At 53.3% G+C, this 26,216-nt stretch carries 23 protein-coding genes; 6 read left to right on the top strand and 17 right to left on the bottom strand.

Annotated elements, in window-relative coordinates; all coding sequences use genetic code 11:
* Nucleotides 1–20 precede the first annotated feature (20 nt).
* From K7P01_RS02485 to K7P01_RS02475, 3 genes are read left to right on the top strand one after another with little or no spacing between them, the layout of a single operon-like run.
* Nucleotides 21–671 carry a tetratricopeptide repeat protein gene (locus tag K7P01_RS02485; protein ID WP_267289478.1) on the top strand — a complete coding sequence of 217 codons (651 nt, stop codon included), beginning with the start codon at nucleotides 21–23 and terminating at the stop codon, nucleotides 669–671.
* Nucleotides 668–1,681, top strand: coding sequence for a sensor histidine kinase (locus K7P01_RS02480; protein WP_267289476.1), 1,014 nt, complete (start codon nucleotides 668–670; stop codon nucleotides 1,679–1,681). The genes K7P01_RS02485 and K7P01_RS02480 overlap by 4 nt, the downstream gene beginning before the upstream one ends.
* On the top strand, nucleotides 1,678–2,439 hold the full coding sequence (locus tag K7P01_RS02475) for a LytR/AlgR family response regulator transcription factor (RefSeq protein ID WP_267289474.1): 762 nt from the start codon (nucleotides 1,678–1,680) through the stop codon (nucleotides 2,437–2,439). The genes K7P01_RS02480 and K7P01_RS02475 overlap by 4 nt, the downstream gene beginning before the upstream one ends.
* Nucleotides 2,440–2,465: 26 nt before the next feature.
* On the opposite strand, the gene K7P01_RS02470 is transcribed toward K7P01_RS02475, so the two are convergent.
* Nucleotides 2,466–2,870: a response regulator gene (locus K7P01_RS02470; protein ID WP_267289472.1), complete on the bottom strand. Its 405-nt coding sequence runs from the start codon at nucleotides 2,868–2,870 to the stop codon at nucleotides 2,466–2,468.
* Between the two features lie 142 nt (nucleotides 2,871–3,012).
* Between K7P01_RS02470 and K7P01_RS02465 the strand changes: the two genes are divergently transcribed.
* From K7P01_RS02465 to K7P01_RS02455, 3 genes are all read left to right on the top strand, one after another.
* Nucleotides 3,013–3,900: a hypothetical protein gene (locus K7P01_RS02465; RefSeq protein ID WP_267289470.1), complete on the top strand. Its 888-nt coding sequence runs from the start codon at nucleotides 3,013–3,015 to the stop codon at nucleotides 3,898–3,900.
* Nucleotides 3,901–4,006: 106 nt separating this feature from the next.
* Nucleotides 4,007–7,066, top strand: coding sequence for an ATP-binding cassette domain-containing protein (locus tag K7P01_RS02460; RefSeq protein WP_267289468.1), 3,060 nt, complete (start codon nucleotides 4,007–4,009; stop codon nucleotides 7,064–7,066).
* 16 nt (nucleotides 7,067–7,082) lie between these two features.
* The gene (locus K7P01_RS02455) at nucleotides 7,083–7,850 is read left to right on the top strand and encodes a YdcF family protein (protein WP_267289466.1); all 768 of its coding nucleotides are present in this window, start codon (nucleotides 7,083–7,085) and stop codon (nucleotides 7,848–7,850) included.
* A gap of 54 nt (nucleotides 7,851–7,904) precedes the next feature.
* Here the strand turns inward: K7P01_RS02455 and K7P01_RS02450 are convergent, their stop codons facing one another.
* The 16 genes from K7P01_RS02450 to K7P01_RS02375 form a co-directional block, all read right to left on the bottom strand.
* Nucleotides 7,905–9,512 carry an SGNH/GDSL hydrolase family protein gene (locus K7P01_RS02450; protein ID WP_267289464.1) on the bottom strand — a complete coding sequence of 536 codons (1,608 nt, stop codon included), beginning with the start codon at nucleotides 9,510–9,512 and terminating at the stop codon, nucleotides 7,905–7,907.
* 18 nt (nucleotides 9,513–9,530) lie between these two features.
* Nucleotides 9,531–12,296, bottom strand: a complete 2,766-nt coding sequence (locus K7P01_RS02445) for a TonB-dependent receptor (protein ID WP_267289462.1) — start codon at nucleotides 12,294–12,296, stop codon at nucleotides 9,531–9,533.
* A 295-nt stretch (nucleotides 12,297–12,591) separates the two neighbouring features.
* Nucleotides 12,592–12,924 (bottom strand): gliding motility protein GldC, encoded by a 333-nt coding sequence (gene gldC / locus K7P01_RS02440; protein WP_254084941.1) that lies wholly within the window; start codon nucleotides 12,922–12,924, stop codon nucleotides 12,592–12,594.
* A gap of 42 nt (nucleotides 12,925–12,966) precedes the next feature.
* The gene (gene cydB / locus K7P01_RS02435) at nucleotides 12,967–14,001 is read right to left on the bottom strand and encodes a cytochrome d ubiquinol oxidase subunit II (protein WP_267289458.1); all 1,035 of its coding nucleotides are present in this window, start codon (nucleotides 13,999–14,001) and stop codon (nucleotides 12,967–12,969) included.
* 3 nt (nucleotides 14,002–14,004) lie between these two features.
* Complete coding sequence (locus K7P01_RS02430; protein WP_267289456.1) at nucleotides 14,005–15,402, bottom strand: cytochrome ubiquinol oxidase subunit I; 1,398 nt, start codon at nucleotides 15,400–15,402, stop codon at nucleotides 14,005–14,007.
* Between the two features lie 365 nt (nucleotides 15,403–15,767).
* The gene (locus K7P01_RS02425; protein WP_267289454.1) at nucleotides 15,768–17,711 is read right to left on the bottom strand and encodes an acetoacetate--CoA ligase; all 1,944 of its coding nucleotides are present in this window, start codon (nucleotides 17,709–17,711) and stop codon (nucleotides 15,768–15,770) included.
* 18 nt (nucleotides 17,712–17,729) lie between these two features.
* Nucleotides 17,730–18,662 carry a bifunctional riboflavin kinase/FAD synthetase gene (locus K7P01_RS02420; protein ID WP_267289452.1) on the bottom strand — a complete coding sequence of 311 codons (933 nt, stop codon included), beginning with the start codon at nucleotides 18,660–18,662 and terminating at the stop codon, nucleotides 17,730–17,732.
* 21 nt (nucleotides 18,663–18,683) lie between these two features.
* The gene (gene truB / locus K7P01_RS02415; protein ID WP_267289450.1) at nucleotides 18,684–19,340 is read right to left on the bottom strand and encodes a tRNA pseudouridine(55) synthase TruB; all 657 of its coding nucleotides are present in this window, start codon (nucleotides 19,338–19,340) and stop codon (nucleotides 18,684–18,686) included.
* Nucleotides 19,341–20,132, bottom strand: a complete 792-nt coding sequence (locus K7P01_RS02410) for an undecaprenyl-diphosphate phosphatase (RefSeq protein ID WP_267289448.1) — start codon at nucleotides 20,130–20,132, stop codon at nucleotides 19,341–19,343.
* 18 nt (nucleotides 20,133–20,150) lie between these two features.
* The gene (locus K7P01_RS02405; protein ID WP_267289446.1) at nucleotides 20,151–20,354 is read right to left on the bottom strand and encodes a DUF3098 domain-containing protein; all 204 of its coding nucleotides are present in this window, start codon (nucleotides 20,352–20,354) and stop codon (nucleotides 20,151–20,153) included.
* 13 nt (nucleotides 20,355–20,367) lie between these two features.
* On the bottom strand, nucleotides 20,368–21,246 hold the full coding sequence (locus K7P01_RS02400) for a cell division protein FtsX (RefSeq protein ID WP_267289444.1): 879 nt from the start codon (nucleotides 21,244–21,246) through the stop codon (nucleotides 20,368–20,370).
* Between the two features lie 129 nt (nucleotides 21,247–21,375).
* A complete protein-coding gene (locus K7P01_RS02395; protein WP_267289442.1) occupies nucleotides 21,376–22,278 on the bottom strand; it encodes a hypothetical protein in 903 nt (300 codons plus the stop codon).
* A gap of 4 nt (nucleotides 22,279–22,282) precedes the next feature.
* Nucleotides 22,283–22,822 carry an RNA polymerase sigma factor gene (locus K7P01_RS02390; protein ID WP_267289440.1) on the bottom strand — a complete coding sequence of 180 codons (540 nt, stop codon included), beginning with the start codon at nucleotides 22,820–22,822 and terminating at the stop codon, nucleotides 22,283–22,285.
* 95 nt (nucleotides 22,823–22,917) lie between these two features.
* On the bottom strand, nucleotides 22,918–23,352 hold the full coding sequence (locus K7P01_RS02385; protein ID WP_267289438.1) for a DUF2147 domain-containing protein: 435 nt from the start codon (nucleotides 23,350–23,352) through the stop codon (nucleotides 22,918–22,920).
* Between the two features lie 83 nt (nucleotides 23,353–23,435).
* Nucleotides 23,436–25,628: a sodium-translocating pyrophosphatase gene (locus K7P01_RS02380; protein ID WP_267289436.1), complete on the bottom strand. Its 2,193-nt coding sequence runs from the start codon at nucleotides 25,626–25,628 to the stop codon at nucleotides 23,436–23,438.
* A 196-nt stretch (nucleotides 25,629–25,824) separates the two neighbouring features.
* On the bottom strand, nucleotides 25,825–26,211 hold the full coding sequence (locus K7P01_RS02375) for a hypothetical protein (protein ID WP_267289434.1): 387 nt from the start codon (nucleotides 26,209–26,211) through the stop codon (nucleotides 25,825–25,827).
* Between the last annotated feature and the right edge of the window lie 5 nt (nucleotides 26,212–26,216).

Below are 26,216 nucleotides of genomic sequence, written 5' to 3'. Positions count from 1 at the left end.
GCTTATAACCCCTTACGATTATGAAACATCTACATCTTTATCTCATCGCCCTGCTCGCCTGGAACATCACGCAACCTGCCGTCGCCCAGGGTGACCGCTACACGGCCGCGATGCAGCCGCATATCCGTACCGTCTATACAGCCGATACCGTGCCGCCGCTGCAAAATGCTGTGAATGCCCTGGAGCGGATCGCGACGGCCGAGAAGACTCGCTGGGAACCGTACTACTATACATCCTTTGGTTATGTCATGATGATGAACTACGAAAACGACAAGCTCCAAAAAGATCGTTACCTCGACCTGGCATCGAAAGCCCTGGCGCACGCCAGCGCGTTGGTACCGCAGGAGTCGGAAGTCGTGGCGCTGGAAGGTTTTATCCTGATGATGCGCGTAAGCATTGACCCGGCTTCGCGCGGGCAACAGTATGCCGGTCAGGCTACACAGACACTGGCCCGTGCCGTTGCGTTGAATCCCGAAAACCCCCGGGCCCTCGCGTTGTTGGCGCAAATGCAATACGGCATGGCGCAGTTCTTCGGATCATCCACCGCAGAAGCTTGCGCCAACGCGCGGAGCGCTACAGAAAAGTTTGCTACCTTCCAGCCTGCAAATCCGCTGGCGCCACAATGGGGGCGGTCCATGGCGGAAAAATTGCAGGGTACCTGTAAAGAATGATACTGACCAGAAAGATCATATTGCTTGAGTTACGCGACATGGCGATCCTGCTGCTGATCGGATTTGTGATGACATATACCGGGCTGAGCTGCCGCGCATGTGACATTCAAACACAACGATTCTGGATTATTGCCTCTTTTACCGGCTTTTCGTGGATCCTGCTTTTCAAAGGCAATTCGTACCTGGCAGACGCCGTGTCACTCAAGATCTCCTGGCTCGAGTATCCCATACGCCGTGTGTTGGTCGGATTACTGGTGACGGTTGCCTACACGACACTGGCCATGTATTTATTAAATGTCATCTACCTCCGTACGTTTGATGTCAAATTCGGGAACAGTGCCTACTATACCATCGGCTTTACACTCGTCATCTCCCTGTTCATGCATGGACGTGCCTTTCTGTTGGGCTGGCGCCAGTCGGCGATCGACACCGAACGTCTGCAAAAAGAGAACATCGCGGCCCGGTATGAAAACCTGAAGAGCCAGGTCAACCCGCACTTCCTGTTCAATACCCTGAACGTACTTTCCAACCTGGTATACGAAGACCAGGACAAGGCCGTCAAGTTTATCAAACACCTGTCGGAGGTGTATCGCTACGTGCTCGACACCCATAACCAGGAAGTGGTCACGCTCGAAGAGGAGGAAAAATTCCTCAACGCCTTCCTGTATTTACAGCAAATGCGGTTCGGCAATAAACTGATGGTAGATATTCGTTTGCAGGGTGTACAGAGTATGGTCCCCCCGTTGGTGTTGCAGATGCTTGTTGAGAACGCCATCAAACACAACATCGTTTCCGAGGAAAATCCACTCACGGTCCGGGTATATGCGCAAGATGCTTACCTGGTGGTGGAGAATAACTTCCAGAAAAAGATGGTCTTGCCCGAAGAATCCACAGGATTGGGCCTGGAAAACATTCGCCACCGCTACGAGTTCCTCACCAAATTGCCGGTGGAGGTAATTCAAAACGATAAATTTACAGTAAAGCTCCCCATCATTCCGGTAACGACATGACGGTATTGATCATTGAAGACGAGCCCCTGGCGGCCCAACGACTGGAAAATCTCGTAAAAAGCCTCGAGCCCACGGCCGTGCTACTGGACAAGCTCGACACCGTCAAACGTGCCGTGGCCTGGCTGGAGGAGAATCCGCCACCCGACCTGATCTTTATGGACATCCAGCTGGCAGACGGCATCAGCTTTATGATCTTTGACCAGGTGCAGGTAAGGTCGCCGGTAATCTTTACCACGGCGTACGATGCCTATGCGCTAAAGGCCTTTAAAGTCAACAGCATCGACTACATTCTCAAACCCGTAGACAAAGACGAGCTCGGGGCGGCATTAACCAAATTTCGCAGCCTAAACCGAAACGAGTCCGATACACGTCACATGCTGACGAATCTCTCACAAACCATTCAGGGCCTGACCAAAAAGCACAAAACACGGTTTGTGATCAAAGTAGGGGAGCATCTGCGTACGGTGGAGGTGGACACCATTCTGTATTTCTATAGTCAGGATAAGACCACCTTCTGTTGCACGACCGACAACCGTAGCCACATCCTGGATTACACGTTGGAGCAGGTAGAGGAACTGTTGGACCCCGCACGTTTCTTTCGTATTAGCCGGAAGTACCTGGTGGCGGCGCCTGCTATTCAAGACATCATCAGCTATACCAATAGCCGACTACGCTTGGTATTAAAGGCATCGCAGGACAATGACATTATCGTGGCCCGGGAACGTGTGCAGGAATTTAAGGATTGGCTGGATCGGTAGCCCCGCAGCGGGAAAGAAGACGGGAATTACGCCTTCACGATCATCAATTTCAGCTCTTCAATGTCTTTTTGCTTGAGGGGCTTGGTGATAAATTGGATCACGTTGTCGTAGGAGAAAGCCTCTTCGCGGTCTTTGAGATTGTTAGAGCTCGTAAGAACAACAATCCTGGATTTGGATCGCACGGCCTGCGGAAGCTCGGAAAACGTCTTCAGGAACGCAAAACCGTCGGTTTCAGGCATATTGAGGTCGAGGAAGATAATATCGGGCGCGGCATCTTCCGTGAGACCCCGCAACCAGTCGAGCGCATCGTCAGCCGACTTGTAGAGCACCAGTTGATTGGAGAAATTGTAAACCTCCAGGAATCTACGTTGGATGAACAGATCAATGTCGCTATCATCGATCAATACTGTTTTATCAACTAGTCTTGCCATAACATCTATTTCGAGGGTGCATCACTAAACTTACAAAAAAGTAACCGAAGGCGGAAAAAATCACCCGAATTTGTAATCAGTCCGTTTTAAAGGACTGAAAAATGTGTTAAACTTGAAACTCTAAAAACCTAAGCTTCTGTGTATGAAATTTAAACGACTGATTTTCTTCTGTTTGAGTGGGGCGTTGGCGGTCACGCTGGCCTCCTGTGGTGGTTCTTCCGATAAGAAAAACAATGCTGACGAGTTTACGGCTCCGGAAGATAGCCTGAAAGAGCAGATTGAAGAAGTGGTTTATAATATACCTTCTCCTTCTGAAATTCCCTACCTGCTCCAGACTACTGGTGCAGAATTTAACGAGTCACTGCTGAATCCGCGCACGAAAGTGGACCAGTATGCTGCTCGTACGGATAAAGCAGCCCTTAACCTGGGGGTATATGCAGCCGACATCGGTTACCTTACATCATACGATAAAACGCAGGAAGCAATCGATTACCTGGGCGCCTGCAAAACGCTGGCCGACAACCTGGGCATTATCGGTTCTTTTGATGGCGAGATCCTGAAGAAGTTCGAAGCCAACATTTCGAATAAAGATTCCCTGACACACCTGCTGGATAAGTCGATCAAAAAGACAGAGATTTTCCTGAAGGATGACAGCCGTAACAAACTGTCGTCGCTCATCGTAGCCGGTAGCTTTATCGAAGGCCTGCACATCTCTACCGGCCTGATTAAAACCTATCCCCAAAACCTGCTGCCGACCGACCAGCGCATCCAGGTACTGACCCCGCTCACCCGCGTGGTACTGGAACAAAAGAAATCGGTTAGCGAGCTGTTGAAGATGCTTCAAACAGTAGAGCAAACAGAGCCTGTAACGACCATGGTAGCCGACCTGACCGCGCTCGAAAAAGCTTATGCGGCACTGAATATCGAAGAGAAGATCAAAGAAAACCGCGGTGACCTGATTCTGTCTGACAAGAACCTCGTGGAAATTACCTCGATCGTAGAGAAGCTCAGAAAGGGTATTACTGAATAATAGCTTAGCGTACATAGCGTAATGAATACAAAGAGGACTGGCCAACACCAGTCCTCTTCTATTAGCAGCACATCTTTGATTATCTTCGTATACCGAACCTAAGCGTATGAGCGAACCTTTACTGAAAGCCATTTTGCGGCTGTTTGCCGTGGTAGCCAAAGAAGATGATGTAACGTCCCAGGAGCGGGAACACATCCGCACATTTGTAGAAGATCACATCAGTCGCTCAGCCGTAGCCCGGTACCTGGCGTTGTTCGACGAATACGTGCAGGCCCTGCCGCCTCAAACGGGTGACCTACAGGCCACCGTCCAACGTGTACAAACATTGTGCGCCGAAGTGAGCCCCGAGCTTACCCAAAAACAAAAGGTAGTCATCCTGTTAGAGCTCATCAACATTGTACAGGCTGATGGCGCCATCTCGGCACGCGAAGAAGAGCTTGTGCAGGCGATCGGCACTGCCTTCAAAGTGTCGACCGCGTCAGTCGATGCTATCAAAACATTCGTCCTGGGCAACGAATCCCGCCAGCTGGACCACGACCACATCCTGGTGATCGACGCTTCCAGGCAGGGAACTTTTCAACAGGCCCACCACCTGTACCGCCCCGCGCTTAACGGCTTCGTGGCCGTGGTATACATCGAACAAGTCGAGATCTACTTCATACGCTACCTGGGTAATACCGATGTGTACCTCAACGGGGTGCCTGTCAAAAGCGGCAAGATCGCCGTGCTCGCCGTCGGTAGCATGCTGCGGTGGGAGAAAGATGAACCGGTATACTATGGCGACCTGCTCAACCGCTTCAAGAAATTCGGCGGCTATCCGCGGCTGTCATTCGAAGGCAAAGGTCTGACCTATAAATTCAAAAACGGCCGCCTGGGCCTGCGGGAAGTAAACGTAACCGAAGAGTCCGGTAACCTCGTAGCCCTGATGGGCGCCAGCGGCGCCGGGAAATCGACCTTGCTGCACGTGCTCAATGGCTCGGAAAAACCCTCGGGTGGCCAGGTACTGATCAACGGTATCGACATACACCGGTCACCCCAACAGGTTGAAGGCGTGATCGGCTTTGTACCGCAGGACGACCTGTTGATTGAAGACCTGACCGTATACCAAAATTTATACTACGCCGCCAAGCTTTGCTTCAGCACAAAACCCGAAGCGGAGATCGATGCGCTGGTGCTGCGCGTACTCGAAGACCTGGGCCTGGAGCAAACCAAAGACCTGAAAGTAGGCTCGCCCTTGCACAAGACCATCAGCGGGGGCCAACGTAAGCGCCTGAACATCGGCCTGGAGCTGTTGCGCGAGCCGGCCGTACTATTCTGCGACGAGCCTACCAGTGGCCTGTCGTCGCGCGACTCTGAAAATATCATCGACCTGCTCAAAGAGCTTTCGTTCAAAGGCAAGCTTGTATTTGCCGTGATCCATCAGCCGTCGTCTGACATCTTTAAGATGTTTGACAAGTTGCTCATACTCGATTCCGGCGGCTACCAGATCTACTACGGCAACCCGGTCGATGCCGTGGTATATTTCAAACGCAGCATCAGCCTGGTCAACAGCGACGAAGGCGAGTGTCATTCGTGCGGCAACGTAAATCCCGAGCAGATCTTTAACATCATCGAGACAAAGGTCATTAACGAATACGGCCACTTCACAAACGAGCGCAAGATTACCGCCGAGCAGTGGAACACCGTGTTCAAACAAAACTACCGGCCCTTTGCCGTCGAAACATCCCGGGAGGTACCGCACTCGACGCTGAATATTCCCACGCGCCTCAAACAAACACACCTGTTCTCGCTGCGCGACCTGCAGGCCAAGCTGCACAACCAGCAATACCTCATCATCAACCTGTTGGAAGCTCCGCTGCTGGCGTTCATCCTCGCATTCATTGTACGATACTACAACCTGGACGATACCTCGCTGGCCGGCTATGTGTTTGGCAAGAACCTGAACATCCCGGCCTACCTCTTCATGAGTGTGATCGTGGCGTTGTTTATGGGACTAACGGTGAGCGCCGAGGAGATCATCCGCGACCGTAAAATTCTGAAGCGCGAAGCATTTCTGCACCTGAGCCGCAGTAGCTACATCCTTTCGAAAATATCGATCCTGTTTATGCTGTCGGCCATTCAGACCTGTATGTTTGTGCTGGTCGGCAATTATATCCTGGAGATCCAGGGCATGTTCCTGAACCACTGGCTGATTCTCTTCACCACGTCCTGCTTCGCCAACCTGTTGGGGCTAAACATCTCTTCCGGTTTTAATTCAGCCGTGACGATCTATATACTCATTCCGCTGCTGCTTATTCCGCAATTGATCCTGAGTGGGGTAGTGGTGAAATTTGACAAGCTCAATCCCAGCATTGGCAATACTGCCACGGTTCCTTTTGTCGGTGACCTGATGGCGTCGCGGTGGGCCTTTGAGGCCGCCATGGTCACCCAGTTTAAAGACAACCCGTTCGAGAAAGAGTTCTTTCTATACGACAAAGCCATGGCGGGCGCCGACTATAAGAAGGTATATTACCTGCCGGAGCTCGAAACACGGCTGCAGTATGCGCTCAATAACTTTGAGTCAAAAGACGAAGCCGTACGGACCCGCCTCACGGCTGACCTGGCCCTGATCCGCCACGAGGTCGGCAAAGAGCTGGAAGCCGCGGGGCAGACGCTTCGGGCTGCCGATGCACTGGTGTTGGGCAAGTTCGATTCGACAACCTATGCTGAAGTATCGCGCTTCATCGATGCCCGTAAACATTTCTATATAAAACGCTACAACCTGGCCGACGATAAACGCGAGCAGCTTGTCAAGCGCTATACCGACACACCGGAGAAAGATGCTGCGTTCAGTGCCTTTCGCGAAGCTTATCACAACGACGCCATTACCGACCTGGTGAAGAACATCTCGGAAGGGCACCGCATTGTCGCCGTGGAGGGTAAACTTGTGCAGAAAATCTTCCCGATCTACAAAGACCCGGATCCCGAGCATAAGATCGACTTTGATGCACAGTTTTACATGCCGGCCAAACACTTCCTCGGCCGGAACATTGATACCTTGTATTTTAATATGGGGGTAATCTGGTCCATGTGCCTGGTACTGGCGCTGACGTTGTACTTTGATGTGCCGCGTCGCGTCATCGAGGGACTGGGCAACCTGTCAAATCCTTTGTATAAAAAATCGTAATATCATTTCGTAGGCTATGTTCTTCTTTCTGTCCAAGACCCTGAGCTACCTGGTCATGCCGTTGACCATCGTCTTTATCCTGCTGGTGCTGGCGCTCGTACTGCGCAATGCCCGGTGGAAAAAGATCTCGTTGTGGACGGGCATCGGGTTGCTATACTTCTTCTGCAACAGCTTCCTGGCCAATGAAGCCATGCACGCCTGGGAGATCGACACCGTACCCTACGCCGACATGCGCCCGCACGAGCTGGGCATTGTACTGACCGGTGCGACCATCCCATTCCGCACGCCCAACGATCGGGTATACTTTCAGCGCGGCGCCGACCGTGTAACGCATACTGTACAGTTGTATAAACTGGGGTTGATCAAAAAGATCCTGATCAGCGGCGGCAGCGGCATGTTGTTGCGGGAGGAAGAACCGGAGGCTAACAAGTTTAAGAAAGCGATGATCATGATGGGTGTCGACTCGACCAATATCCTGATCGAGAATGAGACCCGTAACACTGCCGAGTCGGCCCGGGAAGTTGTCAAGCTGCTCGACTCCCTGCACTACCGTTCGGAAGATTGCCTGCTGATCACTTCGGCCTTCCACATGCGCCGTTCGCTGGCATGCTACCGCAAGGTGGGCCTGGCGTTAGAACCGTTCACGACAGACTTTTATTCGCACCCGGAGCACTACTACCTGGACGCGTACCTGCTGCCCAAGCTCGAAGCATTAGTGATTTGGCAGAAGCTCTTCAAAGAATGGATGGGGCTGGCGGCGTATAAGGCAGCAGGATATGTATAAAAAAAAGGCCGTCCTCGCGAACGGCCCTTTCTCATAGGTAGGTAGTATTATTTTTTATAGCCCGGCAGGAGACACCGGCAACGGCGTACCGCCATGAGCCCCAATGTTCACCAGCGGTATTGTTGATCCAAACTTAGCATTAATTGCATTGATAAAGATGTTCGCGGTATACGCGTATCCGCGGCTGTTCGGGTGCACGCCGTCTTCCGAAAAAGCGCCGGTAGGAGGGGCAAAGTTGGGCGTGATGGTCACGTTGTTTTGTGACTGCGCACCGGCCGTCACCAACCCGGTGAACGTAGCGTTTACATCCGCCAGCGCTATGCGCGAGCTTTGCGCAGCAGCGGTTTTGATGATGTTGTTAAAGGCTGTCGTGCGGGCACGTACTACCTCAACCTCTGTTTTGGTCAGCGAATACTGGTCTGCCAGCGGCACCGTTACGCCGATGATGGTGTTTGCGTTTCCACCATTCGGGATTGTGCCCAATACGGAGGCAGCCGAAAGTGGAAAGAGATCCTCGGCCGTGGCCTGGCGTGCTTGCTCATACGGTGCAAGCGCAGCCCGCTGCGCGTCATCGATGGCATTGGCGGCGCGGAGCATGTCGAACTCGTCGCCGAGATCGGCCAGGCTCTCGTCCTGAATCACAATGGCATTGTTACCCGCGGCAAAGTTTATCTTCCGCCGGGCAGCGTCGGCAGCGTTGTGACCTAAATATGCTACAGTCGCATCCAGAGCATTATTAAATCCCGCGAAACCGGCATTCAACATCGTGACGGTAGCAGCGTCCAGTGGAATGTTGTTATACTTCACCGTGGTGAAATGCGGAATGGATGTCACATCGGGTACGTTGCCGACCACACCTTTTATTGTTTCGCTGGAGCCGAGGAGCGAAGAAATGATAATGTTGTAACGCGTTTGGAAATCAGCCTCGCTGGTTAATATTCCTTCGTTAGATCCGCCTGAAACCGCATACCCCAACACATCGTTGTTGCCACCCCAGAACAGGAAGAACGTGGGCTGCGTAGCCAGAGCGTCGCCGAGGATCGTAGACGTACCAGGGTTGCTGGCGAAACGTGCATACAAAGGGTTGTAGGCAGGGTTTTCAGGAACACCGGGTCCGCCGGTCTGTGGTGCAATAAATTGGACTAGCTGAACCCCGGGCACCGCGAAGTTGTTGAGCTTCGTTTTGTCGCCCGTATAGGCGCCCGGAATATCCGCGGTATTGTACGGTGCCGGTACGCCGGGTGCGCCTGCTGGTGTCGGCAGCGGCCCCTTCGGGCCCGTACCGTCAGAATCGAACAGGATCAAACGCCCCCGCACGACTCCCCCCCCAGGGTTGGAATACGTAGCGTTATAGCCGTTCACCGAGTTGATGTCCGGCTGATTAAAGGTCGCTGCACCACCGACGCACTTTAGTTTATCGGCAATGATCAACCCCAAGGAATGATTTTGTCCTTCGGTGAACAACGCACCGGCCTGGAATCCGGCGACAAGCGACTCGCCAATGGTCACAAACTTCGAGAAGTTGGCAGCACCGGGCAACGCATCTTCACATGCGGTGTCGGCCACCGTTTCCGGCTGCTGCAGGTCGATCACGTCCTGGTCGCAGGCGCTGACCAGAAGCATGAGCGAAAGGGTATAACCCAGGTATATAATCTTTTTCATGATCGTCAGAGTTGAAGCTTATTTAAAGAATTCATCGAACGTGAGGGAAATATAGTATTGCTGTCCTACAAAAGGACCACCCAGGTTGGTGCGATAGTCGCCACCACCAATGTTGGAGCCACCAATTTTCGCGATGGTTTTGATTGCCGTGATCTTATAGCTCAACTGTGCGTCGATTACGCCAAACTCCGGCACGTTCCACGCACCAAAGTCAGACTCCCACAGGAATTCATCCTGCCAGCGGTAAGTCACGTTAAATCCAAGGGTCTTCGTCAGCTTCCGATTGCCGATGCCGACGTTGAACTTGTGTTTGGGTGTGTTGAAACCCGAACGGAAGTTGGGATCCTGATCTTTGTCTTCGTCCAGCGTGGCATAGTTATAGTTACCCGTCAGCTGATAGCCTTTCGGCAGGTTGTACGTAACGCCTGCACCGACACCAAACGAGCTTACGGTAGCCGCCGAGTTAACATAGGGCGAGTATACAGTGCCCGCAGGGACTGTGTTGCCCTGGTGGCTGGTCGGACGTTTGTTGACAATATCCAGCGAGCCGATAAAGTCTTCGTAGGCATTGTAATAGGCGTTCAGATCGAGCAGCAGGCCGCCGCCGAAGATGCCCTTATAGCCCACTTCAAATGCGCGCAGTTGCTCGGGCTCCACATACTTCACATTTGCTTCCACCAGGCGCGAAGCATCGCCGCTGGCAACAGAGCCGTCGGTATTGAGCGTGCCGCCGTTCGAGCGGAAGTCTTCATATGAAGCGCGCGTCCAGGCACCACCGTTGTGTACACCGTAGCGTTCGGCATTTTTCTTCGCGCTGCCCAGCAGGATGTTCGTGCCGGCAGGGAAATAAATGAACTGTGCTTGGGTGTCGGGGTTACGGAAGCCGGTTTGGAACGATGCACGGATGTTGTGGTTTTCATTCATAGTATACACCGCCGATACGCGGGGTGTTATACGGCCGTCAAAGTTTTGATTCTTATCAAAACGCAACGATCCCGTCAGCTTGAGCGCATCGGCCACGGTTTTGGAAATCTGACCGTAGACACCAAATTCATCGATGTCAATACGCTTGAAGTTGACGCCGTCTGCGGGCGCTTCGTTGAAGATCGTGCCGTCAGAGAAGAGGCTATACCGCCGGAAGTTGCCACCCAGTTGGATCTCGGCAAACTTGATGAGTTCGGCAAAGTTGTAGTTGAACTCGGCATGGTACAGACGCGACTGGTCCTTGAATTTTGCACCGGCAGGATTGCGTTGGAAGTAGTCGTTGCGCACAGACTCCACTAAGGTTTTATACTCGGTAGAGCCAATCGCAGGGCGATTGCGGTCCGCATAGGCGCGGGCAGCCTGGTGTGCCGCGGCCATATCACCACCGGTTACACCGGGAATATAACCTTGCATGGCGAGGATATAACGCTGCGCGTACTCGGGTGCCCACTGGGTTGCCGTAGGGCTGATGCGTTCATTCATGAGTCCGCCAAGGGCGGCCATGTTATAGGAGTCACCGGCGTCGGTAGCCGTTACATACCCACGCACAAAGAAGTTCTTGCCACGCAATTCTACTTTGTGGAACTGCTGCGTGAAGTCACGCAGCGCATATTTCTGCGAGCCCTGGTATACGGAGCTACCGCCACCGTAGCGGTAGTTATACAAGGCTTCGATCTTGTCCGTAATGCGATAATGCAATGCTACATCGGCCTTGATACTTTTAGCATCGTAGTTATCGACAATATCTTCTTCTCTCCAGCCCGTGCGACGCAGATCAAGCGGTGCATAGCCGGGTACCGGCAGGGGCACCGGTATGACGGCTTCGTCACCATAGGTATTCACCCCGTTGAAGTTCGGCTGGCCGCTGAGGTCTATAGAAGACTCCGGACGGTTTACATCCATTTTATAGTCGTTGCTATGCCAGTCTTCGGCATCCATCATCGAGAAGTTAACTTTAAAGGCAAACTTGTTATTGAATGCCTTGGCGTAGCGAATGCCAAAACTTGTCATCGGGTACGATTTACCTTGCGCGTCTGATGTCGTCAATCCACCCTTGAACTGGGCGCTAAGGCCCTGGTACTCAAACGGGCTTTTGCTCTTCATAATCAGGATACCGTTAAACGCATTGGGACCGTAGAGCGCCGACGCCGCGCCCGGCACCAGTTCCATACTTTCCGCATCGAGCTCGCCGATACCGATGATGTTCCCGGTAGGGAAGTTCAGCAGAGGAGCTTGTGTATCCATACCATCCACCAATTGTACAAAGCGCACGTTGGCAATGGTCGCAAAGCCGCGGGTGTTGACCTGTGGAAAGTTGAGACTGCTCGAAGTATACTGCACACCCTTTACATTGGCCAGCGCGTCGTAAAAATCGGGCGCGGGGGTCTGTTGAATGGCCAGCAGATCGACTTTCTCGATCGTTACGGGTGAGCGCATAATGCTCTCTTCCACACGCGAAGCGGAAATAACCACCTCTTGACCAAGTACGGTCTGCTCTTCCAATTTGACATCCAGGCCCGTGGTATTGGCGTTGGTGACTTCTACCTCCACCGTCTGGTAGCCGACAAACGAGAAGGCAAGGGTAAGGGGTGGTGCATCGCTGGCTTTAAGCGAAAACTCGCCCCCTGCATCGGAAATGGTACCGATAACTCGTCCTTTGACGAGAATGTTGACCCCAGCCAGGGGTTCGCCAGTGGCAGCATCCGTAACTTTTCCGGAAATAGCGGTTTGAGCGTGAACGGAGGCCGACAACAGCGCCATCAGCACGATCGCTAACGAAGCTTTGTAGATTTTTTTCATGGGTTCAATACGGAAATAGGTTAAGTGAAAGGGGGCCTTATCGAAGCCCGATTTGTTATGCATACCGAGCTTTCCTATGGTAAAGTACAAAAAATATCAAAATAACAAACGTTTGAAGGCGTCGTTTTCATAATATGAAATCGTTACCAATTCATTTTAGATTTATCGGATTTTTCAGGGATAGGGCTAACGTAACGCCATTGAAGGAGGTCAGATGATTAAAATTTACACAAAGGGCATAAAAAAAGCAGGTATTTTTACAAATACCTGCCGAATTTGGCATATCGTGGTTCGGCTATTCCGGATTCTTGAGAACGTGCTTCACCAGGCGTTCACACAAGGCGTTAATCTCACTGCTCATGGCTTCGTCGTTGGTCGCCTCTAAAATGCTCTGACCGATGCCGCCAATGCAGTCTACATAGAACCGCTTCATGTCCTCTACCGGCATGTCCTTGGTCCACAGGGCAATGCGTAATGTGTTTTTCTGTTTATGATCCCACAGTGACACCATCATGGATTTGGTGTCACTCATGCCCGGATCGGGCTTGTCGGTAGCGTCCCACTGTATTTTTTCGGGTATGTTTTTGTCGTCAAGCTCTACGCTGAACTGAATCGATGATTTTTTCATAGCCCAAATATAACAGGTGTCGGCCGTTTAGTGTTCCTGACTTTAATAGCTTGTTTCGTCTAATGTCACCTTGCCCTTAAAGGTCCAGAATACAAAGGTGGTGTAGGCCGCCACCAGCGGCACACCAATCGCCGCCACGGTCAGCATAATGCCCAGCGTCTTCTCCGACGAGGACGCGTTATACACCGTCAGGCTATTTTCGGGCGCCCCCGCCGAATAGAGGATTACCGGAAATAATTCCAAACAGACAATCATCAACGACACACTGATCACCAGGGCGGACGACAGGAATGCCAGCAGGTATTTGCGCTTGGCCACCATGCGGGTAATGTTGGCAATCGCCAGGATCATAATCACCGGCAGCACAAACATCGACGGACTGTCGTGTATCTGGTCGGCCATGTGGGGTATATACAGTACGGTGTAGAACGAGGTAATAACAAAGCTGATCACAAAGAAGATGGTCGCGCGCCGCACGATGATCGTCAGCTTGGCATATAACCGGTCCTCGGTTTTCATGACCAGGTAAATCGCGCCGTGCATCATAAAGAGCGCCAGCGCGGTGACGCCCACCATGCACGCATAGGGATTGAGAAACGCCATGTCGGTGCCACGGTATATATGGTCTTTGTCGAGTGGTAGGCCCTGGGCCACATTGCCTAGCATCATGCCCAGCAGAAATGCCAGCAGCGCGCTGGAGAGACAATAGCTGACATCCCACATGCGCCGCCACCACAACATCGGCTCTTTGCTGCGGAATTCGATTGATACCGCACGGAAGATAAGGGCCACCAGGAAGATCATGAAGGGCGTATAAAATGCCGACAGCAACGAAGCATATACTTCCGGAAAGCCGGCAAACAACGCTCCGCCACCAATGACCAGCCAGACTTCGTTACCGTCCCACACCGGACCAATGGCATTCAGCGCAATGCGCCGGCTGTTCTCTTTATTCAGAAAGAGGTGCAGCGCCCCGGCCCCCAGGTCGAAGCCGTCCAGGATGGCGTAGCCCGTAAAGACGGCGCCGATCACGAGGAACCACCAGGTAGCATAATCAATACCGGCAAAAGTTTCCATGCGCTAGGAGGGGTTAGTAGGGTGTGAAGATTTAACAGCATCGGCCATTTCCAGGTGTCGCGGGCTGTGGTCTTCGTTGTGCGTGTCGTACGGCCCGTGTGTGATCTTTTTGTTGAGCAGATACACAAATAATGTAAACAGCAGGATGTATACCAGGGTAAAAAGAATAAGCGACGACAATACCTGGTTGGCCGTAACAGCTTCCGACAGCGCATCGGACGTGCGCAATAATTTATAGACCACCCACGGTTGTCGTCCTACTTCGGCCGTGTACCAACCCACCTGGTTTCCGATCTGCGGCAACAGCACCGCCCACACAAACAGCCACAACAACCAGCGTTTGTTGAACAACGTACCCCGCCACCACAAGAATGTAGCGTATAGCGACAACGCGATCAGGAACATGCCGATGACGATCATGGTGTGATAGGTCTGGAAGACAAAGTTTACCGCTCCCGGCCGGTCCTTTTCAGGAATGCTGTTAAGGCCGGGCACCGGCGCATTGAAATCACCGTGCGTCATGAACGAGAGCCCGCCCGGTATGGAGAGCCCTGAAGTCTTTTGTTCTTCTTTGTTTACCCACCCGAACAAATACATATCCGCCACCGCCAGGGAATCAAAATGTCCCTCCATGGCAGCAAGCTTTGCCGGTTGGTAGTGTGCTACAATGTCAGCCGAACGGTGACCGCTAAAGAGCTGAAACAAGGACGCGCCCAGGGCAACCGTCAATGCGATCTTAAAGGATGCACGCGACAGCTCGATATATTTACCTTTTAAGATATACCATGCACTGACACTGGTCACCAGAAATGCACCTGCCAGAAAAGAACCTGACCACACGTGCAGAATACGATCAACCGACGAAGGGTTAAAGACCATCGCCCAGAAGTCGGTGATCTCCGCGCGGGCATGGATGCCTTCGCCCACAATGTGATATCCGGTGGGTGTCTGTTGCCAGGAATTGGCCACCACGATCCAGATGGCCGAGAACATCGAGCCCAGCGTCACCATGATGGTCGAGAAGAAGTGTACCCGCGGGCCAACCCGATTCCAGCCAAAGATGAGAATACCGAGGAAACCCGACTCCAATGCAAAAGCAAATATACCTTCGGCCGCCAGTGCACTGCCAAACACATCGCCAACATACCGCGAGTAAACAGCCCAGTTCGTACCGAACTCAAACTCCATGACAATGCCGGTGGCGACACCAATGCCGAAGATCAGCGCAAAGATCTTTACCCAGAAGCGGGTCATCTTTTCATAGATGACATTGCCGGTCTTCAGGTACATGCCTTCCATGAACACCATCACTAATCCCAGGCCGATACTCAACGGCGGATAGATATAGTGAAAGGCAATTGTAAAGGCGAATTGTATACGGGAGAGAATTTCTACGTCCATCGGGGCCTAAAGCTACAGCCTGAACGATTAAGGGACAAGGGGGAATAGGGATGTTGTGAGAGGCGCAAAAGGAACGAAACAATTCGTACCGAGACTTCGTTTGTTCGAACGAGTGCATGATTTTGCGGGGTCCCGGAGAGGTCGGGAAGAGGTAAAATGTTTCCCGGGAAAGGGGAGGATTCACCCAGTCAAAGGCGACTCATCCACATAGATGTCCTACACATGTCCCATAGATGTCCTACGGATGTCCTTACCCTTTAAAGGGGTGGAACATCCATGCGACATCTCAAGGTAAGGGGTGGGTTCAGGGTACTTCAGATAGACATCCGATACCCACTACCCGGGCTGACCGTGGTCTCCGCTGGTCACTGTTTCACCAACCCCAAAAAGAAATCCATGGATGCCGGGTTCTTTAACGAGCCGGTGTTGAGCACCGCCTTCGGATCTTTCCCCTGCAAAATCTTCTTTACGGGTGTTTCTGTTTTTTTACCGCTAATGGTGTACGGCACATCCGGTACGGCGATGATCTCGTCGGGCACATGGCGTGGGCTGTAGTCGCTGCGGATCGCGGTATTGATTTTCTTGCGGATATCGTCCGTGAGAGCAATGCCTTCCTGCATCACCACAAACAGCGGCATCCAAAATTCGCCCCCGGATTTTTCCAGGCAGATCACCAGGCTATCCTTCACTTCCTTCACCTTGTCCACAGCTCGGTATATTTCACTGGTACCGATGCGCACGCCGCCGCGATTCAAGGTAGCGTCGGAGCGACCGTAAATGATCACTCCCTGGCGCGGTGTGAGTTGGATCCAGTCGCCATGGCGCCAGATGCCCGGGAACATTTCGAAGTAGCTTTCGGTATAGCGTTTAAAGTCGGGATCGTTCCAGAAATATACCGGCATGGAAGGCATGGGGCGGGTGATGACCATTTCGCCGACCTCATCCAGTAACGGTTGGCCGTCTTCACTCCACGCTTCCAGGCTGCAGCCCAGCGCGCGGCATTGAATCTCGCCTGCGTATACCGGCAGGGTAGGATTGCCGCCTACAAAGGCGCTGCACACATCGGTGCCGCCGCTCATCGACGCCAGCCAGAGGTCATGCTTCACCGTGCGATAGATCCACTCAAAGCCCTCCGGCGGCAGCGTGCTGCCCGTGGAGCTGACGGAGCGCAAGGTGCTCAGGTCGCCAAGTGCTGCCGGATGTATACCCGCTTTGATACAGGCCAGGATAAAGCCCGCACTGGTACCAAAGTGATGAATGCGCGCCTGGGCAGCAAACTTCCACAATACATTCAGGTCCGGATACCCGGGACTACCGTCATAGAGCACCATGGTGCCACCGGCCAGCAAACTGCCATGGATATAATTCCACATCATCCAGCCCGTGGTGGTATACCAGAAGCAGCGCTCGCCCGGCTTAAAGTCATTGTGAAAGGTACCGTACTTCAGATGCTCCAACAGGATGCCGCCATGCCCCTGCACAATCGCCTTGGGCAGTCCCGTAGTGCCGGACGAATATAAGATCCACAGGGGATGACTAAACGGTACGCGTACAAACTGCAACGGAACGTCTGACGATTTTGTAACGTCTTGCCATAACACAACCGGCTTCGAAAGCGTCAGGGGTGCTGATTGCGAGGAGAGGAGGATCACACACTGCAAGGACGGCAGCGCATGCACAAGCTCTTGTACGACGCTCCGCTTGTCAAAGGTCTTGCCGCCGTACGTATAAGCATCGACGGCTACCAGTATTTTCGGCTCGATCTGTGCAAAGCGGTCAATGACCGCCGGCGTACCAAAGTCGGGTGAGCACGAAGACCATACTGCGCCCAGCCCGCTCGTGGCCAGGAACGCCGCCGAGGCTTCGGGGATGCCGGGCATATAGGCGGCAATGCGATCGCCCGTCGTAATATTTTGTGTGTGAAAGAACTGCTGCAGCGACGCTACCTGCTGGCGCAATGTAGCCCAGGAGGTCTCTTGCAACGGGCCGTCTTCGCGTTGAAAGATAATCGCCGGATGGGCATCGGTGGCCTGGCGAAAGATGTGCTCGGCATAGTTCAGCCGCGTGCCTTCAAACCACTGTGCGCGGGGCATCGTGCCCGTGACCACGTGCTGACAGGAGCCGTCGTGCTGAATGTCGAAATACTCCCACAGGCTTTGCCAGAAGTCGCCGGCGTGTGCCGTTGACCACTGCCAGAGCGCCTCGTAGGTGTCAAAGGAAAGATTGCGTGTGCGGGCCAGCCACTGCGTATAGCGCAGCAGGTTGGATTGCTGTATCGTTTCTTCCGAAGGAATCCACAGGGGTTGCATAGAGGGTGGGGGTATGCGTTACTGTTCTGGCAGCAAGCGCAGGGCATCGATCTTGTCCTGGGCCAGCTGCTGTTTCAACGTGTCAAGGTCCGGGAATTTCTCGTCGCCGCGTATAAACGTATGGAAGCGCAGCGTCAGGCTTTCGCCGTACAGGTCGCCACTAAAATCGAAGAGGTTTACTTCGATGGCGCGCTTCGTGCCGTTTACCGTCGGTCGGTTGCCGATGTACAACATGCCTTTATACAAGGCACGGCCATGCAGTACGGTAACAGCATAGATGCCGTCGGCAGGAATCAATTTATAATGCGTGTCGATGTCGATGTTGGCGGTGGGGTAGCCCAGCTGCCGCCCGATGCGGTCGCCAACGACAACACGACCGGTAAGGCTATACGGCTGCCCCAGCAGGTGCGAGGCAGTTTCCAGATCGCCTTCTTCCAACGCCTTTCTGATCTTGGAAGAGCTCACCGCGACATGGTCGACGTCCTGGCGCGGAATTTCTTCCACGTCAAACCCGTAGCGCGGCGCGTTGAGCTTCAATTGCTCAAAGCTACCTTCGCGGTTGTGGCCAAAGCGATGGTCATAGCCGATTACCAGCTTTTTCGTGCCGATGGTTTGCACCAGGATCTTCTGAATAAACTCTTCGGAGGTAAGCTGCGAGAATTCCTTGGTAAACGGAATGCGCACCAGGTGCTGGATGCCCTGTTGTTTCAGCAGCTCCGCCTTTTCTTCAAAGGTGTTCAGCAGCTTGAGGGAGCGATCTTCGGGGTGCAGCACCAGTCGCGGGTGCGGCCAGAAGGTGATCACCACGGTCTCGCCACCATGTTTCAGGGCCACCTCGCGCAGGCGGTTTAGTATTTTCTGGTGCCCGACGTGTACGCCGTCAAAGGTGCCGCTGGTGACAACGGCATAGTCCAGGCGGGTAAAATCGTCGATTCCATGATAGATCTTCATGCTCCTGAATGGTAGGCAAACCTACTGTATTTCGTCAATATACAGGGCGTTTTCGAGCGTATATTTCCCAATGCGGGTGCGGCAAAGCTCGGCCATGTAGGCACCGACGCCGAGGGTTTCGCCCAGGTCGCGCGCGATGCTGCGAATGTAGGTGCCCTTCGAGCAGACAATGCGGAACGATACTTCGGGCAGGTTTATCGCCGTGATCTCAAACGTACTGATCTCCACCTCGCGCGGTGTCAGCACGACATCTTTCCCCTGGCGGGCAAATTCGTAGGCGCGCTTGCCGCCAATGCGAATGGCGGAATGTGCGGGCGGCAGTTGTTGTATGCGGCCTTCTTGTTTGGCCGCTGCCGCGCGAATCATATCAGGCGTGATGTGGGATATATCCTGGGCTTCACTCACCTCGGTTTCGAGGTCGTATGAAGGCGTGGTCTGACCAATGATAAAACGGCCGGTATATTCTTTCTCCTGGCCCATGAATTCTTCGATCTTCTTGGTCATTTTGCCGGTGCAGATGATGAGCAGGCCGGTAGCCAGGGGGTCGAGCGTGCCGGCATGGCCGATCTTTTTCATCTTGAGCTTGTAGCGCAGCTTGTTGACCACATCAAACGAAGTCCACTCCAGGGGCTTGTTGACGAGTAGTACGCGGCCCTCGCTGTCGGGAGCGTTTTCCATTTAGATAATGGTAAGGCCTACGTTGAGGTAATACAGCACCAGGATGAGGATGCCCAGCACGATGCGGTAATACCCGAAGAGCTTAAAGCCGTAGCGCGTCAGGAAACTGATGAAGGATTTGATGGCGACGATGGCCACGATAAAGGCCACGACGTTACCAACGGCCAGTAAGGTAATTTCGTGCGCGCCAAAGGTGTTGCCCTCCAGGAAGTATTTCAGCATTTTGAGCCCGGTTGCGCCCGCCATGGTCGGTACGGCCAGGAAGAAGGAAAACTCCGCCGCAGTCTTTTTGTTCAGCTTCTGGGCCATGCCGCCGATAATAGTCGCTGCCGAGCGCGATACGCCCGGGATGAGTCCAAAGATCTGAAATGCGCCGACCTTAAAGGCCGTGGGGTAATCGATCTCTTTCGTGCTGTTTTCGTTATTCTTAAAAAGCTTGTCGACAAACAAAAAGAAGATACCACCGATCAGCAACGTATAGCCCACCACGTCCACACGCTCCAGCAGGGCGTCGATATAGTCTTCGACCAACAACCCGACGACGGCCACGGGTAGGAACGCAACCACCAGCTTATAGTAAAAATCAAGGGACTGAAAGAACCGTTTCCAATACAGTACGATGACCGACAGGATCGCGCCCAACTGGATGGCCACCGTAAACATTTTAACAAAAGGATCAGATCCAATGCCCATCAGCGATGAGCCGATGATCATGTGACCGGTAGACGAGATCGGCAGAAATTCCGTAACGCCCTCGATGATGGCGAGAATGATGGCTTGTAGGATAGACATGGACGAAATGTGCTGAGACTATTCGGTAGGTTTGTGAAGGATGGCGTAGATCTCCATGATGAATCCGGCCATCACGACGATCGGGCCCAGCGTCAGTCCCAGGAAGCCGAACCCGTGCTGGCTCTTATCGAGGGCCATAATAATGAAGCCCAATAAAAGCGTTACGACGCCGATGATCATCCATTGATAGTTCTTTTTTCCAAAAGGAAGTTTGCTTTGCATGACGGTTGGTTTATCAGTATAGTTCGTCTAAAGACATTTTCAGGTACCGGTGGATCGAAAAGAACGTGCTGACAACAGCGACGACCATGCCGATGCCGAGCAGCAATGCCAGTAAGAACAGGAAGTGCCGCTGGTTATGCACCAGCATAATATCGGGAAGTTTTTTCTGCGAGTAGTCCGACAGCGCCCACAGCAACGCGCTCGTCAACGCACCGGCCAGAAGGCCATAGCCCGCTGCGCGGAACAGAAAAGGGCGCTGAATAAACCAGCGCTTGGCGCCCACGAGCTGCATGCTGCGAATCAGGAAACGCTGCGAGAACAAAGCAATGCGCAAGGTATTGCTGACGAGCAGGAAGGTTATCACCAGCATGATGACGGCAATCACAATCAGGACGATCGAGATGTTAAAGAAGTTCGTATTGACCGCGTCAAACAGATGCTTTTCGTAGGTTGCCTCCAGGATACCGTTGACGGTTTCCAGGTCTGCCTTGATTTTTTTCAGGTTGGTAGTATCCTGAAACCCGGGCTTGATACCAACGATGAAGGCATCTTTTAAGGGGTTCTCCCCAAGGATCTCTTTGTAGTCGCCGATTTGCGCAACGAGGTCTTTTTCGGCTTCTTCCTTGGAGATGTATTTCAGTGCGGTTTCACCCGAAGCAACATATTCTTTTCCCAGCAGGGTCTTCTCCAGCTGGCTACGCTGGTTTTCGGTCAGCGTGCTTTTGAGGTATACTTTTACATTGAGGTTTTCGCGCACCATCTTCCCGAATTCCTGGGAGTAGATCATGAGGGTGCCAAACAGGCCCAGGGCAAAGAGGGCCAGCGTGATGCTGAACACCACACCGACGGCTGGATAGCCGCCCAATTTCTTCTTTCTTGTTGCTTTCTCCATGCTGTAAGCCCCAAAGTTATGAGAAAATACGAAATACCGTAGTTTCTGTGGGGCCTCCAGGGCCTGTAAAAAACAAGGCCCGCGGGAAGCGGGCCTTGGTCGTAAAGCGTTCGGCGGTACCGGCTGCGGTTACTTGCCGCGGTAGTCGGTCAGTTTCTTGAGCAATACGGGGTCGCTAATGGGCGTCAGCGGCCGGATCTTCTCAGATTCTTCGTTCAGCAGGTAGTAGCTCTCTTTGTAGAAGAGGAATACCGTGCGTTTGTTGTCGCTAAAGAACTCCATGATCTCGTACAGGTTCTTTTCGAATGAGCCGTAGAGGTAGAGCTTACCTTCCTTAAACTGGTAGTGGAAAGTATATTTCTTGTTATTGTTATCAGTGCGCACCTCGATCTTCGCCTTGCCATTCTTCGGCTCGTTCGAAGATTCACGCAGTGAACCATCTTCGTGCGGTGCAGTGTTGCCGGCTTCTTCGCTCGGGTCAAACACGGTAACATTTGGCTTGGCCATGGCCGGCTCTTGCGGCACAGCCGCGGCGGTGTCTTTGGGACGAGCCGTTTTGTTGGTAGCCGGGGCCTGCTCGGTAGGGGCGGGGACAGTCACTGTCTCGTGTTGCTCTGCCGGCGGGGTAGCGGGTGTTTCCGTAGCCGGTGCAGTATCAGGCGTTACAACCGACTCGGGTTGTGTTTCCGTTGCGGGTGATTCCTGTTGGGCAGTCGCAGCGCTGTCGTTGCTCGGCTTCAGGTACAGGTATACACCTGCGCCAATCGCACCGGCCACCAGCAGGCCTGCCAGCGTCTTCGCCAATACAGCTTCGCCGCCAGTAGCAGCAGGAACCGGTATCGCGTTCAACATGGCCTTCAACTGGACCCGGCGGGTCTGGCGGATACCTTCGGCAATGCTTTGTTGCAACGTGTACTCGCGGCTCAATTCAGGATCGGCGCTCAACTGTTGTTCGAAAGCCGCCTTCTCCTCACCCTTCAGTCCGTTCGCAATGTAGCGGTCTAATAATTCCAAATCTCTTTCCAGTGCCATAATTCTAATCCAAAAAGTCCTGCTCAGAGTACTGAGATTTCACTAATTCATCCAATTTCATCTTACACTTGTACTTCTTCGTTTTCGCGGTATCGGTGTTGGCGAATCCCAGCTTGTCGGCAATCTCTTGCATCGACATCTCGTCGAAGTAATAATACATCAGCACTTTCTTACAGGTTTCCCCTAATTGCTCGATGCAGCGTAAAATTATTCTATCACGTTCGGCCGTCTCTGTATCTAACGACACAGCCGTGTCTTTTTCTTCATTCGAGAGGCGTTTTTTTCTATCCAGCTCTTTTCTCCACAGATTCTGACAAATGCTGTAGATATAGGTACTGATCTTGGAGGTCATGACCAGGTTACCTGAGGTGGCTTTTTGCCAGAAGACGATCAGGGCGTCCTGGTAAACATCGCGGGCCTCTTCTTCTGTTCCACTGTTGGTGATGACGAGCTTGGTCATCATCCGGTAGTACTTCTTGTACAGGAACTCGAGAGCTTTCTCGTCGCCTTTGCAAATGCGCTCGAAAATCTCTTTTTCGTCCATGTTTGAGCTCGACCTGTATACCATCGTTTAGCGGGGTTGTAACCTCTGAGGTTGTCTTTTTGTGAATTTTCCGGCGAATGGGCTCTTTAAAGAGGTTAATGCACCCTGTTCCAGGTTTGGGTTCGATAAAATGGCCCCCAGTATCCGCGGACTTTTAAGTCATCTCCATCCAGCCAGATCTTACAGCCATATACCTTGCCGCTTTCAGGGTCGAGAATCTTGCCGTCGGTATATTCGCTATCCGATTTGACCATGTCCTGCATAATTTCCATGCCAACGATCTTCTTCTTATAGCGGGGGTCGTCCTCCGGGCACTCGTCACAGACCGGGTCCGGGTCGTCTTCGGGAGCGCGGACAAGCTTAATAATCCTGCCGTAAACTTTGCCGTCACGCTCATATAGCTCTACAACCGACCGCTCTTTGCCGGTGTTGTCATCGACCGTCTTCCATTTTCCCAGCACAGGCTCTTGCTGGGCCAGGCTGGCGTGCGCCCACAAGAGCAACGTCCATGTCAAAATCCGGAGAGGCATAAGCGGATAGTTTTACCCGTCAAAAATAGAAAAAGCCCCGGCATTCCCGAGGCTTCCCCTAAATTTGATGGCGTTTTTTGCCGTTACTGAGCGCTTTTTTCGGGCGCTACGATGGCGGAAACCACTTCGGTGTTAGCCTTTGCCGGGGTGGCCAGGGCCGCTGCCGAATGATCTTTGTGTGCAATGTGCGGGGCGATGATCAGCGCCACGATCGACGTCAGCTTGATCAGAATGTTCATCGACGGACCTGACGTGTCTTTGAAGGGGTCGCCCACCGTGTCGCCTGTTACAGACGCTTTATGCGGCTCCGATTTTTTGTAATACATCTGGCCGTTGATCTCCACGCCTTTCTCGAACGACTTCTTGGCATTGTCCCACGCGCCGCCTGCGTTAGACTGGAACATACCCATCAGTACACCGGACACGGTCACACCGGCCAGCAGGCCGCCCAACACTTCCGGGCCAAAGGTGAAACCTACGATCACGGGGGCTAGCAGCGCGATGGCACCGGGGGCGATCATTTCGCGGATCGACGCAGCCGTCGAAATGGCCACGCATTTTTCGTATTCAGGCTTGGCTTTGTATTCCATGATGCCCGGAATCTCGCGGAACTGACGGCGCACCTCGTTCACCATGTCCATAGCAGCACGGCCCACGGCCGCGATAGCCAGCGACGAAAAGATGAACGGAATCATACCGCCCACAAACAGGCCCGCCAGCACCGGCGCTTTGTAGATGTCGATGGAAGAAATGCCTGAGATTCCCACGAAAGCAGCAAAGAGCGCCAGCGAGGTAAGAGCAGCAGAAGCAATGGCAAAGCCTTTGCCCGTGGCGGCGGTCGTGTTTCCTACCGCGTCGAGGTTGTCCGTACGGTGACGTACTTCTTCGGGCAGCTGGCTCATTTCAGCGATACCCCCCGCGTTATCAGCAATCGGGCCAAAGGCATCGATCGCGAGCTGCATGGCGGTAGTGGCCATCATACCCGCGGCGGCAATGGCCACGCCGTAGAGACCGGCAAAAGCATATGAGCCCATGATACCGCCGGCCAGTACAAAGATGGGCAGCACGGTGGATTCCATGCCAACCGCCAAACCACCGATGATGTTAGTGGCGTGTCCAGTACCCGATTGTTTGATGATCGATAATACCGGGCGCTTGCCCATGGCGGTATAATACTCGGTGATCACGCTCATCAGCGTGCCCACGACAAGACCAATGATAATAGCAATGAACACATCGGTGGAGGTGAACGTCACACCGCGGTGAACCATTGTTGCCGGCAGCAGGTGCTTCACGGCAAAGAACGACGCAATGGCGGTCATGATGATGGATGACCAGTTGCCAATGTTCAGCGCATTCTGTACGCTGTCGGTCTCTTTCTTGATGCGCACGAACCAGGTGGCCACGATTGAGAAGATCAGGCCCAGACCGGCGATCAGCATCGGCAGCAGGATGGGAGAGAGGCCGCCGAACTTATCCGCCGAGGCATCGATCTCCTGACCCAGCACCATGGTGGCGAGGATCGTGGCAACATACGAACCGAAAAGATCGGCGCCCATACCCGCTACGTCGCCTACGTTATCACCGACGTTGTCGGCAATCGTCGCAGGGTTGCGCACGTCGTCTTCGGGAATGCCGGCTTCTACTTTACCCACGAGGTCGGCGCCTACGTCGGCAGCCTTAGTATAGATACCACCACCCACACGGGCGAAGAGCGCGATCGACTCGGCACCCAGCGAGAAACCCGCGAGCACTTCGATAGCCTTCTTCATTCCGGGGCCTGTGATGGCGGCGCCTTCGGGCACGTACATGTTATACAATACGATGAACAGACCTCCCAGGCCGAGAATGGCGAGACCGGCCACACCAATACCCATGACAGAGCCGCCTGTGAACGACACCTTCAAGGCTTGGGCCAGGCTGGTACGCGCGGCTTGTGTCGTGCGTACGTTGGCTTTGGTGGCGATCTTCATGCCGATGTAGCCCGCGAAGGCTGAGAGGAAGGCACCGATCAGAAAGGAGACGGCAATGAGCGGGCTGGAGTCGGGCACCAGCGTACCGGACCAGGCCAGCAGCAGGGCGGCGATTACCGCGAAGTAAGCCAACACCTTCCACTCGGCGCGGAGGAACGCCATGGCGCCTTGTGCGATGTATCCGGCAAGCTCCTGCATTTTTGCATCGCCGGCGTCTTGTTTGGTTACCCAGGCGGATTTAATGGCCATTACGATCAGGCCGACAATTCCCAGCAGCGGGATGAGAAGTAAAATACTGTTCATATTGGTGTTAAAAATCTGATTGATACATAAAAGCCACCCGGCACACCAGATGGCTTTATACTAAGGATGGCAAAGATAGGAATCAGCCCGAATCTGCCAAATGATCAATACAATCGGTTGTTCCCGAAACGGGAAGGGGGGAAGATGTGCCATTTAACACACTCCGGAAATATCCGGAGGAGGACGTGTTGTGCGGTCAGACGCCGAACATCTGTCGCAGGGCGAGCCAGAGGTTTTTCTTCTTGAGGTCGTCCAGGCGCGGCAGGGCATCGGCCACCACGACCGGCAGACCGTCTTGCGTAAAACTCTCGTACAGGCGGTTGGAGCCTTGCAACGTAGCGCCCAGTGCAATCACCTTCGTGGGCGCATAGGCGGCCAGGTCTGCCATCGTAAAGGCCGTGCGCGTAATGATCTGTACCGTGGCGATGTTAAGCCGCAGGGCTGTGATCATCTTCGTCAGCGTCGTTTGCTCAGCCTCTGTCAGTTTCTCCCACGGGTCTGACACGATGACCAGCACACGCGGTGGGAGGCTATAGAGGTCTTCCTGGTAGAGATATGTTTCGATGGAGGCTGCCTGGCTCATGCGTT

The organism is Parachryseolinea silvisoli (genome assembly GCF_021190955.1).
GTDB classification, from domain to species: Bacteria; Bacteroidota; Bacteroidia; order Cytophagales; family Cyclobacteriaceae; genus Ohtaekwangia; species Ohtaekwangia silvisoli.
Note: the sequence above shows the minus strand (reverse complement) of the source record. Positions and strands in the feature narration are given on the sequence as shown.